The organism is Nonomuraea sp. NPDC049141, assembly GCF_040648415.1.
In the GTDB taxonomy this organism is placed as follows: Bacteria; Actinomycetota; Actinomycetes; order Streptosporangiales; family Streptosporangiaceae; genus Nonomuraea.
Window position 1 is genome coordinate 1 of record NZ_JBEZDR010000035.1, and the last position, 11078, is coordinate 11078.

9 protein-coding genes are annotated in these 11078 nt (G+C 66.1%); 7 read left to right on the top strand and 2 right to left on the bottom strand.

Features of this window, described 5'->3' with window-relative positions:
- Positions 1–364 precede the first annotated feature (364 nt).
- Positions 365–2038, bottom strand: a complete 1674-nt coding sequence (locus AB0B91_RS59445; protein WP_358341098.1) for a protein kinase — start codon at positions 2036–2038, stop codon at positions 365–367.
- 107 nt (positions 2039–2145) lie between these two features.
- A complete protein-coding gene (locus AB0B91_RS59450) occupies positions 2146–2694 on the bottom strand; it encodes a hypothetical protein (protein ID WP_358341100.1) in 549 nt (182 codons plus the stop codon).
- Between the two features lie 117 nt (positions 2695–2811).
- Here AB0B91_RS59450 and AB0B91_RS59455 point away from each other — a divergent pair, with 117 nt between their 5' ends.
- The 7 genes from AB0B91_RS59455 (at position 2812) to AB0B91_RS59485 (ending at position 9974) form a co-directional block, all read left to right on the top strand.
- Positions 2812–3129, top strand: coding sequence for a hypothetical protein (locus tag AB0B91_RS59455; protein ID WP_358341102.1), 318 nt, complete (start codon positions 2812–2814; stop codon positions 3127–3129).
- Between the two features lie 802 nt (positions 3130–3931).
- A complete protein-coding gene (locus AB0B91_RS59460) occupies positions 3932–5533 on the top strand; it encodes a CRISPR-associated endonuclease Cas3'' (RefSeq protein WP_358341104.1) in 1602 nt (533 codons plus the stop codon).
- Between the two features lie 9 nt (positions 5534–5542).
- Positions 5543–7201, top strand: coding sequence for an IS21 family transposase (gene istA / locus AB0B91_RS59465; RefSeq protein WP_358341106.1), 1659 nt, complete (start codon positions 5543–5545; stop codon positions 7199–7201).
- Positions 7198–8010 (top strand): IS21-like element helper ATPase IstB, encoded by an 813-nt coding sequence (istB, locus tag AB0B91_RS59470; RefSeq protein ID WP_358341108.1) that lies wholly within the window; start codon positions 7198–7200, stop codon positions 8008–8010. The genes istA and istB overlap by 4 nt, the downstream gene beginning before the upstream one ends.
- 325 nt (positions 8011–8335) lie before the next feature.
- Positions 8336–8740: a type II toxin-antitoxin system PemK/MazF family toxin gene (locus AB0B91_RS59475; RefSeq protein ID WP_358341110.1), complete on the top strand. Its 405-nt coding sequence runs from the start codon at positions 8336–8338 to the stop codon at positions 8738–8740.
- Positions 8741–9105: 365 nt separating this feature from the next.
- Positions 9106–9387, top strand: coding sequence for a hypothetical protein (locus tag AB0B91_RS59480; protein WP_358341240.1), 282 nt, complete (start codon positions 9106–9108; stop codon positions 9385–9387).
- Complete coding sequence (locus AB0B91_RS59485; protein ID WP_358341234.1) at positions 9309–9974, top strand: sulfite exporter TauE/SafE family protein; 666 nt, start codon at positions 9309–9311, stop codon at positions 9972–9974. The genes AB0B91_RS59480 and AB0B91_RS59485 overlap by 79 nt, the downstream gene beginning before the upstream one ends.
- Positions 9975–11078 lie beyond the last annotated feature (1104 nt).

Below are 11078 nucleotides of genomic sequence, written 5' to 3' on the forward strand. Positions count from 1 at the left end.
AGGAATGAGCAAATCTATACCTATAGGACGAAGAGCCCAAAAGCCTGCGACCACAAAGCGGGCACATGCCAACGAGCCATGCCTAAACGCCCACTCAGGCTGCAGCATCGGCGTCCCACGGGCAACTTGGCTCCGTTGGAGGGCATACACGACCAAGCAGGTCGCAGAGCGTGCTCCCCGCGCATGCGGGGATGGTCCCGCCTCGACCCACTCAGGTTGGCTCGCGGCGGCCAAGTGGCGAATCGCTGACGCCCTGGAGCTGGCGATGTGAGCTCAGAGTTGGAGTGGTGGCCCGACCATGGCGTAAGGCTCTTTAATCTCCGGACGGGCATCGGCGGAACGCCCGTGGCCTTGGAATCACCGTCTAGACGACGATGTCGATCCACTTGTCCGAGGTTCCGGAAGCCAGCGACTCACCGTAGATGCAGAGCCCATGGGCGTACTTCGCGTCCTCCCGGACCCGGAACACCAGGGTGTTCCCGCCTAGGCGCAGCAGACCGCCGTCGAACGGGACTGTGCAGGACTCGCCGTGTCCCTGATCGGACACAACGCGGAGCATGTCGACTGGATGTCCGTTGACAAGCACCTCGACATCGCTGAAGGTGCCGGGAGTGCTCTGGTACTGCAGGGCATCGGCGGACAGGTAGGCGCGCAGCTTGGCCTCGCCCGTGCTGGGGCCGTTGAAGGTGAAGGTGTACACGAACCGCCCGGTCACCTGCCCGTAGACGTGCGCGTTGAGGACGTTCTGCCGCACGATGCTCGGATCGTCTTCATACACGGGGCCGTATTTGGAGAACCTCGACCGCTGGTCGAAGTCCGCGGGGCGGATCCGGATTTCCCGTGTGCCCGCGCCGGGTGTCGGCGGTTCGGACGTGACCGGGTGCCAAGGTCGTTCCGGACCGGCGGGACGGTCCCTGCCCGCCCAGAGCACACCCGCGGTGACCAACGCGCCGCTCCCCAGGACGACCAGGACGGTCCTGCGGCCGGGCCGCGAAGGCGCGGTCGGCGCCTCTCCGGTGGCCACGCTGTTCTCTTCGGCTTGCGCTCCTGGAATCGGGACGGCGTCCGACGCCGTCGTTGGGAGGTACGGCTGCGGACCATGTGGCGCAACGGCGTCGGCAGGCCGGTGAATGGGGCTCTGAGCCTGCGGAAGAGCAGTGTCTGATATGGCGAAGGGCGGGCGGCCCGCCCCAAGACTGGAATTGGGCGAGCCAACCGAACGGGCCGGACCCATCCGGCGCTGTGACTGGGCGAGAACGGCCCTGGCCTCGTCGAGCAGGGTTCCCGGCGACGAATACCGGTCCTCGGGCGACAGCGAGAACGCCCGCGAGAACACGGAACGCAGCCCGGCATATTTCTTGGGGATCTCCGTGAGCAAACCCCGGTCTCCGACGGCTGGAACGGTGCCGGCGAGTAGTTCGTACAGCACGACCGCGAAGGAGTAGACGTCGGCCTGTGGGGTGACCGGTCCGTCGGCGACCTGCTCGGGCGCCCTGTAGTCCGATGCGCCGCCCGCCAGCGGAGCCGTGGGCTCGGAGGTTCGCCAGGCCAGGCCGAAGTCGCCGAGCAGGACGTTCTCCTCCCCCGGGATACCTCCGTCGAGGAAGACGTTCTCGGGTGTGAAGTCCCGGTGCACGATGTCGTTGCGGTGCAGTTCCTCCAGGGCCGAGGCGAGCCGGCCCATGACGTGGAACACATGGCCTGGGATGAGGGGGGCATTAAGCCTTACGAGGTCACGAAGGATGCCGTGCCTGGCGAACTGCATGGTGAAGTAGAGGACGCCGTCCTGTTCTCCGTGCTTGTAGATCGGCAGCAGGTGCGGATGCCTGACGCTGGCCAGGTACTGGGCCTCCTCGCTGAACCGGCCCCGCCATGCGGGGTCCTCCGCGAGGTGGGCGGCCATGACCTTCAACGCGACCGGGCGCTGGAGCGAAGTGTCGTACGCCTCGTAGACCGTCCCCATCCCGCCCTCGCCGATCTGCCGTACCAGGACATGCCCGGCAAACTCGGAACCCGGCTCGAATGTCGGACGCACCATTGCGCTCCCCGAGGCCACAAGTCGTGAAAGTCAGGATAGTGCAGAACGTAGCAGCGGCCTGAAGGCAGGGCGATCGGAATCACCGGGTCGCGTGGCCGCGAGGACGGCTACTCCGTCGTGGCGCGGGACAGCAGCCGCGCGGCGGCGGGCGCGGCGGGGAGGCACCGGTCGAGGAGGCCGCTGAGGTCGGCTTCCGGTGCCGCACCGTCGGCGACGCCCGCCGCCGCCTGGGCGAGAGCGGCGAGGTCGGCGAGGTCGCGCCGGGAGCTGCTGTCCAGGCCGGATGCCTTCGCCGCCTCGGCCATGGCGGGGTGTAGTTGGCCGAGGCCGGACAGAGTGCTCAGCACCGCCTCGTTGTTCTGCGGTTCCTCTAGGAGGAGGGCGAGCAGCCGGAACAACCGTCGTGCGTATCGGCGGGTGAGTACGGCGACGGGTTCTCCGGCCGGGTTCCCGGTATTGGACAGCCGGGCCCGGGTAGCGATGATCCACGGTTCGATCGTGGCGGCGGTCCACAGCGGTCCCGAGGTCAGCTCATCGTCCGGCGGGGGCATGTCATGGCTGGAGCGCCGCCTCCACACCGTCACCAGCTGCCTTTCCACGCCTATCGCCTGCGCGATCTCCGCGATGCCGTAGAAGCGCCGTCCCAAATCCACCATGACCGTTCCGTTCTCTTAAATAGCAGAGTTGACCTCAGTGGCGTCACTGCGCTAGCGTCATTTAAGGAGGCGATCCCGCCTTCTTGGAGAACAGTAGTACATCTTCCCAGGAGAATCATGCGACGCTACATGAAGATGAGCTACGCAGGCGCAGTGGTGGCCGCCATGGCGGCCACCGCGATCGTCGCGGGCAGCAGCACGGCGCAGGCTTCGGGCTGCACCGTCAACATCTACCTGGTCAACTCCACCCCTGCGGCCGTCTGGACCCTCGACGGTCGTTTCATCAAGGACAAGAAGGCAGGTGACACCGTCAAGGGCCCCAATAGCAACATCATGAACATCAACACCAGCAACGGCTGGCGCAAGGTCTACCTTGCCGACGGCCAGCTCGCCATGATGTACCCCGGCTACCTCAACTACACCGGTTGCCAGTGATCCTTACCGGCACCGCCAAGAGGAGGTAAACAGCAAACGCACTTGAGGACGAGCCCTGTCACGTGCACCACGCGCAAGGCTCGTCCTCGACCTTTTCGGGGCAGGCGCGCAACCCTTTTCATCCTCTGGTGCGATCGCCGGGGTCACAGCATGATCGCGAGACTGGCGTTCGCTGATGGTGATGGCGCTCGGCGATTTTGGCAGAGCGCCATCACCCGCAATACTCCAGCTCACCCAGTCCCTGAGAAGGAGCCGCACCTCTTCTTACCTGGGAGAGTGTCTTCATCGTCGGGTCGTGCGATGCCTAGTCAACCCCTTGTAGGGGCCATCCCCGCGCGCGTTGGAGCGCTCCGCTTGACCCGCCGTGAGGCTCGTAATTGAGACACTTAACGAAAGTTAATATGTTGCGCATTTTGCGTTATCAAGCAGGCCTTCTGATCGTCCCAGGCTGCCTCATCGGTCTTCCGCCGGCAACGTGCCTCGTGAGGCGCCTTTGCCGACAGGCGACACGAACCGCTCCTCAATAAGCGCATTTGCGGGTTCTGCATAGCGATGATGCCCTTTAATAACCCCATGCTCGGTGGGGGGACACTCGTGACCGATTCGTTGAGGGGTTGTCGGCTGCGGCTTGCAGGGTCTGGACCAAGCATGATCGAGAGCCAGGCGGGTGGCTGTCGCGGTGGTGGCGTACGGCTCACGGCAGTGCCAGGGCTGGGCTGCCCTGGCTGTCGTCGGCAGCCGAAGGGAGTAGCTGCCGGGGTGCTCTTCGTCGGAGCTCTTCGTGTGCTTGATCGGGCCGCCCGTGAACGTTGACCCGGCTATTTGGCCTGCCTGGGGCAAGGCGGGAAAGGACAAGGTTCACCCTCTCATCTGCCACACCCTCGATACGGCCGCGGTTGCCCAGCGCCTTATAGGAGTCCTGGCCGGGCCACAGTGCCGAGACGAGTTGCGTGCCGCATTCGAGCCGCTGGGCGAGGTTGACCCGTGGATCGCTACCCTCTGTGGGCTGCACGATCTAGGGAAACATAGCCCGACGTTTCAGGGGCTCCAGGTTGAGCTCGCCTTGGCAAGGTTCGATGAGTCAGCGGCTGCTGCTCTGAGGCAAGTGGCAAAGAGGCCGGGGCTCGGGCGGCGCATCGACACACCGCATGGGCTGGTGACGGCCATGCACATGAGAGATCTTCTCCGTCGCTGGGGTGCGTCGCCGGCCACAGCGGAACTTGTCGCTGCTGCGCTTGGTGGGCATCACGGCTACTTCCCTGATGGGACAGCACTGCAGCAGGCGAGGCGAGAGGTCCACAACCACGGTGGTCCGACCTGGGAAGGATGGCGCGATAGCTTCGTCAGTGAGGTCATCGCGGTGCGTGGCCTCCAGGACCCCGGCGAGATGCCTTGGCAGGACGTGTGCGTGAGCAGCGCCGCCGCGGTCGCTCTTGCCGCTCTGACGACGATCAGCGACTGGGTTGCGTCTGACACCGAAAACTTTCCCTATGCCGATGTGTTCGATCTTGCCGTCTACAAGAAGAGAGCAGACGAACACGCATCGGCGGCTGTGGAGAGGCTTGAGCTGCGCCCCTGGCAGCCGCCTACCTCGTTTATCGAGCTGTTCCCCGACGAGAAGCCGCGGCCCGTGCAGGTTGTCGTCGAGCGTGTAACAGCGGACCGGGACCAACCGACATTAGTGATCGTGGAAGCTCCCACAGGAGAAGGTAAGTCCAAGGCAGGGATCCAGGCGGCCGCGGCCTTGATGCGTCGCCTTGGCCTCCTGGGGGCGTACGTCGCCAATCCGACCCAGGCGACGAGCAATCAGATGCTGGCTGAACTGGAGGAGCTGTTAAAGCGCCTTGGACAGGACCGGACGGTGAGCGTTCGACTGATCCACTCCGGCGCCCTCGATCACCTGAGTGAGCGGGCAGCTGATCCCGTTGATGTGGGTCGAGACGATCAGGAGGACTCTGATGTCCAGGCGAAGGAGTGGTTCACGCGCAAGAAGAGCTTGCTCGTCCCGGTTGGTGTTGGAACGATCGATCAAGCTCTGAAGGCTGTCATCCGGTCTGGCCATGTCTTCGTACGGTTGGTCGCGTTGACCAACAAGGTTGTCGTCATTGACGAGGTCCACGCGTACGACACCTACATGTCGACGCTGCTAGACCGGCTGCTCGCTTGGCTTGGGCGGCTGGGGACGTCAGTGGTGATGCTGTCGGCCACGCTGCCATCCGCTCGGCGGCAGGAGTTGGTGGCGGCCTGGCAATCGGGCCTACTGAGGTGTGGTTCTGTCGGTGACAAGCGACAGCGTTTGCCGGTCTCCTGCGACAGCGATCGTTTCCACGGAAAGACGATGTCGTTGAGAATTGATAGCGCTCGACAGCTTGCGGTGAGAGCATTGGTGTGCTGCGCGGGATGAGGTGCGCCGGTGCAATCTAAGGTCGAGTTGTACGCGGCGATCCGCCGCGATTCTCGAGCGGGGCTGTCCATCCGGGCCATCCAGAGCAAGCACAACGTGGGCTTTCGCACCGTGGAGAAGGCGCTAGCCTCGGTGTGGCCCGAGCCGCGCAAGCCGCTGCCGCCCCGGCCGTCCCGGCTGGACCCGTTCAAGCCGCTGATCGATCAGATGCTGCGGGCGGATCTGGACGCACCGCCCAAACAGCGGCACACGGCCAGGCGCATCTTCGATCGGCTGGTGGAGGAGCATGAGGCGAGCGGGATGTCGTACGGGATGGTCCGCGCCTACGTCGCCAAACGCCGTCCGCAGATCCGATTAGAGGCGGGCCGGGCGCCGGCAGAGGTCTTCATCGAACAAAGCCACCAGCCCGGCGTCGAGGCCGAGGTGGACTTCGGGGACGTGTGGATCCGCCTGGCGGGCGAGCTGACCCGGTGCTACCTGTTCGCCTTCCGGCTGTCCTGGTCGGGCAAGGCCGTGCACCGGATGTTCCTCACCTGCTCCCAAGAGGCGTTCTTCGAGGGGCACGTGCACGCGATGACCGTGCTGGGCGGGCTGCCCACGGGCAAGGTGCGCTACGACAACCTCAAGCCTGCGGTGGCCAAGGTGCTGGGCTTTTCCCGGGCCCGGGTGGAGTCGGAGCGATGGGTCGCCTTCAGAAGCTGGGCCGGTATCGACGCCTTCTACTGCCGCCCGGGACTGATCGGCGCGCACGAGAAGGGCGGGGTGGAGGGGCAGATCGGCTGGTTCCGCCGCAATCACATGGTGCCCGTCCCTGAAGTGAGCTCGATGAATGAGCTCAACGCGCTGATCGACCGCTGGGACGTCAAGGATGAGCAGCGCCGGATCCGGATGCGCCCGCAGACCATCGGCGAGCGCTTCGCTCATGAGCAGAGGCTGCTGGCGCCGTTGCCGGTCGAGCCGTTCGAGATCGGCCGGCTGCTGACCCCGCGCGTCAACATGCACGGGCAGATCAGCGTGCGCACCAACCGCTATTCGGTGCCGATCCGGCTGGCCGGGCACGAGGTGCGGGTCATGCTGTTCGCCTCCCACCTGGTCGTCTACCACAAAGGAGCGGAGGTGGCCCGGCACGAGCGGCTGATCGCCAAGGGCGGAGCCCGGCTGGAGCTGGACCACTACCTGGAGGCGCTGGCGCACAAGCCGGGCGCGCTGCCCGGCGCGACCGCGCTGGAACAGGCCCGAGCCGCGGGCACGTTCACCGCCGCGCACGAGGCGTGGTGGGCGGCCGCGCGTCGCAAGCACGGGGACGCAGCCGGCACCCGGGCGCTGATCGAGGTGCTGCTGCTGCACCGGCACATGCAGCATCGCCACGTGGTGGCCGGGATCGCGGCCGCGCTGACGGTGGGCGCGCTGACCGCCGATGCCGTCGCGCTGGAGGCGCGTAAGGCCGTTCAGGCCGACGACGATCCCGTTCCGGGCCCGACCCCGCCCCGGCCGGAACGGCTGGCCTGGCTGGATGAACCGGCGGTGGTGTCGCTGACCACCCGGCGGCTGGCCCAGCTGCCGCCTGACACCCGGCCGCTGCCATCGGTGGCCGTCTATGACCAGTTGCTGCGCCGCCGTCCCGGCGGCCGGCCCGCACCCGAGGGAGAAACGGGAGAAACATCATGACCACCTTTCACCGCCGCGGGCTGACCGAGGAAGCCGCCGAGGCCGCCATCTACCAGGCGTGTCAGAAGCTGCGGCTGCCGACCATGCGCGGCCAGTTCACCGACCTGGCCGCCCAGGCCGCCCGCGAGCAGATGAGCTACCTGGGTTTCCTGGCCGAGCTGCTGATGGCCGAATGCGACTACCGCGCCCGCAAGGCCTCCGACCGGCGGATCAAGATGGCGAACTTCCCCCGGCAAAAATCGCTGCGCGAGTTCGACTTCGACGCCAACCCCCACGTCGACCCGGCCGTCATCCACACGCTGGCCGGCTGCGACTGGGTGCGCAAGCATCTGCCGCTGTGTCTGATCGGCGACTCAGGGACGGGCAAGTCGCACCTGCTCATCGCGCTGGGCACCGAGGCCGCGATGGCCGGGTTCAAGGTCAAGTACATCCTGGCCGCCAAGCTGGTCAACGAGCTGGTCGAGGCCGCCGATGAGAAGGTGCTGACCAAGGCCATCGCCCGCTACGGCCGCGTCGATTTACTCTGCCTGGATGAGCTGGGCTACATGGAACTTGATCGTCGCGGAGCCGAACTGCTGTTCCAGGTTTTGACCGAAAGGGAGGAGACCAGCAGTGTCGCAATAGCCTCAAACGAGTCGTTTTCGGGATGGACCAAGACATTCACCGAGCCGCGGCTCTGCGCGGCCATCGTGGACCGGCTCACCTACGGCGGCAACATCATCGAGACCGGCACCGACTCCTACCGGCTCACCCAGACCACTCGCGCCCAGGCCGAAGCCGCCGCCGTGGCGAGCAAGGCCGCCGGCTAACCCTTCTTTCCTGCCCTTCCTCGACAACGCCCTGGCCAGCTGCTGGGAGGAACGGGTTGCCGTGCGGGGTGGCCCGGCCCACCCTGCGATCGTCCAGCAGTTCTTACGCGCCAGATCCGACAGCAGACCCAGCACCAAGCGCTTGGCCCGGAGAAGAGTTCGATCCGCGCGAACCGGCCAGCGATCCGGTTCCATGGCCGCCTCGAACGCCTCCCGCCAACGGGCAGGTCTATGCTGTGGCCCTGTGGCCTTGCGGCCACCCCGTGGTCGTTTGTCTTCACACCGATGATCGACGGCGGCCGCACCCGTCTCCACAGGAGGACATGTGCAACGTGGCGAAGTCTGGTGGGTCGAGTTTGACGAGCGGCGGCCGGTCGTGCTGCTGTCGGAAGGCGACGCGTCCGGGATCCGGGTGATGCAGGTCGTGGCTCCGGCGGGCGTCGATGTCAGCGGTTGGGGCGTCGAAGTGGCAGTAGGCGCCATCGAGGGACTGCCCTTTGAAGGCGTGCTGCGGTTCGCGTTCCCGCGTCCGGGCTTTACCCCTTGCACGTGGCTGACCACCGTGTCCCGGGACGACCTGCTCGAGCGGGCGGGCGCCCTACCCTACGCAAAACTCAACGAGATTGAGGATGCCCTCCGACTCGCTGGACAGGCGAAGGAGCGGACCCCGGCGACGACCGCGAAGCTCAGCGAGATAAGGGACGCCCTCGGTCTCGGTGGACTCCAGTAGTCGGGCAGGCGGAGAAGGAACGGACACCCCATCCACCCACGCCTTCGAACCCGGCCTGACCCGCTGCGGAGGCTTATCGTTCGATTCCGACCGGATAGCCCCAAGGTCCCGGACAGGGCCGCGCGCCGCGCGGGCCCTGCGGCATCCGGGGGCATCGGCATCGCCGACCGGCGGAAAGTGCAGGAAACGCCCGAAACCCTGGGCCTCCTGGTCTGAGGCATCTGGCAGCCACGACCGCACCGCGGTTCAACCCCCCACCTAGCTGATCGGCGTGATCCAGGAAGACGCTGCTGTCCCCGCGCGCGTGACACGCCTCGCTGCCGTTAGCCTTCACCGCCGGCGCGGCGGTCGGCGTGCTGGGTGGCATGATCGGCCTGGGCGGCGCCGAGTTCCGGCTCCCGCTGCTGATCAGCCTGTTCGGGTTCGCCGCCTTGGCGGCGGTCATCGTGAACAAGGCGATGAGCCTGATCGTGGTGGTCACCGCGCTGCCCGCGCACGCCTGGCAGCTGTCTCCTTCGCCGAGCTGGCCGGGCACTGGAACGTCGCGGCCAACCTGCTGGCCGGAAGCCTGCTCGAGGCCTGGGCAGGCGCCTCCTGGGCGGTCCGGATGCGCACCGCGACCCTCTACAGGATGCTCGCGGCGCTGATGGTGCTCATGGCCGCCGCCCTGGTCCTCACCCACACCACCGCCCTAGGCACCCTGTCCCTGCCCGGCCCAGCGAGGGCCATCGCTGGGGTTGCGGCTGGGTTCGGCATCGGCGTGGTGGCGGCCATCATGGGAGTGGCCAGCGGCGAGCTGCTGATCCCCACGATCGTGCTCCTCTACTCCGTCGACATCAAAGCCGCCGGAAGCCTCTCGCTCCTGGTTTCGCTGCCCACCATGCTGGTCGCCTTCGCCCGCTACAGCCGCGATGGCAGCTTCGCCGTCCTGGGCGCCAACCTGCGCTTCGTCGCCGTCATGGTCGCCGGCTCCATCACCGGCGCTCTGCTCGGCGGCTTGCTGCTCGGCGTCATCCCGGACTTGGTACTCATCCCCATCTTGGCCATCGTCTTACTGATCTCGGCTCAAGATGGCCCGCCACAGCTGACGTCTTCGACACCGGCTGCCTCGCCGATCCGGGAATCAGGTGCTGCTACTTCTCACCGACATCCCGAGCCCGATCAGCCCCCGAGTGCTGTCCGAACTGACCAACAAACGCTGCTGCTAGTCACCAGCAAAATCACCCTGGAGTAACGATGGGCCCGGCGTTGGAGGCACCCTTCCTACCCGGGAGGGTGCCTTCAGCGTCGGGTCGTGCGATGCCTTACAACCCCTCGTATGGGATCACCCCGCGTGCGCGGGGAGCACGACGCCAAGGCGCTTGAGGCGGCGCTGGCGAAGGGATCATCCCCGCGTGCGCGGGGAGCACACTCCACGACCTGCGTAGTTAGCGACCGCAGGAGCCATTTTCGAGCACTTTCGCGGAATCGGACATTGTGGACATGGTCATGAGGCGCTCGCTTTCGAAGGTAGGGCATGCCGGTGGGACGCGAAGGCGCCGGCTGTTGTCGGTCATCGAGGGCCGGTGAGTGAAGGGCGCTAAGCGAGCGTGTGGTGGATGCCCGCGGCCCTGCCCGGACTGTGCGCACGTATTTGGCACGATCACCCGCTAACGATCAGCTACAGCCGTACAGCCCCGGACACATCAAGAAGCCCTTGACTGGCGTTCCTGCTGGTCAAGGGCGCTCTACCGCTGATCAATAGTGGTGCCCCCGGCAGGATTCGAACCTGCGGCACCCGCTTTAGGAGAGCGGCTGCTCAACGAGCAGCGAACATGGTCTGACGTGCGGGGACGCCATCTCAAGTATGCCCTCCTTGCAAGATCATCCCATGCATGTCCCATGCTCTAGCCGACAGCCGCCGACCTGATCGGTGGCAAGACACTCGGAGCGCAGAGGCCCGGGTCACGCGATGGCCATCTTCATTTCACCACGCCATGCCTGTGTCAAGGCCAAACTCGCACACCATCTCCGATGGACGCAGCCGTGCCGGTAATGGTCAGCGAACAGTTGCGCGACGCGGCGTCGGCAGCGGGCAGGATCGGCCAGACATGCCTCATGGATGAAGGTCGAGCAGCCGTACGGCAGATGGGTGGAGATGGAGAGCCACTGCCTCTGCCGGGAGACGTCGAGCGAGGCGAGGCGCGTGCGGTGCTGGTAGTCACGCCGGGCGAACTGATCGCATAACACCTGGCGGTCACTCGCGTGCAGCTAGACCACCAGGCCGACGACACGCTCTGCCGCCTGGTCGCCCACCACTCCTGCGCGGTCAACGAGACTCTTGAACGTTCCCTGCTCG

Excerpts from the sequence above, each read along its gene's own strand:
- AB0B91_RS59445 (WP_358341098.1), bottom strand. The coding sequence starts at position 2,038 with ATGGTGCGTCCGACATTCGAGCCGGGTTCCGAGTTTGCCGGGCATGTC.
- AB0B91_RS59450 (WP_358341100.1), bottom strand. The coding sequence starts at position 2,694 with ATGGTGGATTTGGGACGGCGCTTCTACGGCATCGCGGAGATCGCGCAG.
- AB0B91_RS59455 (WP_358341102.1), top strand. The coding sequence starts at position 2,812 with ATGCGACGCTACATGAAGATGAGCTACGCAGGCGCAGTGGTGGCCGCC.
- istB (WP_358341108.1), top strand. The coding sequence starts at position 7,198 with ATGACCACCTTTCACCGCCGCGGGCTGACCGAGGAAGCCGCCGAGGCC.
- AB0B91_RS59480 (WP_358341240.1), top strand. The coding sequence starts at position 9,106 with ATGATCGGCCTGGGCGGCGCCGAGTTCCGGCTCCCGCTGCTGATCAGC.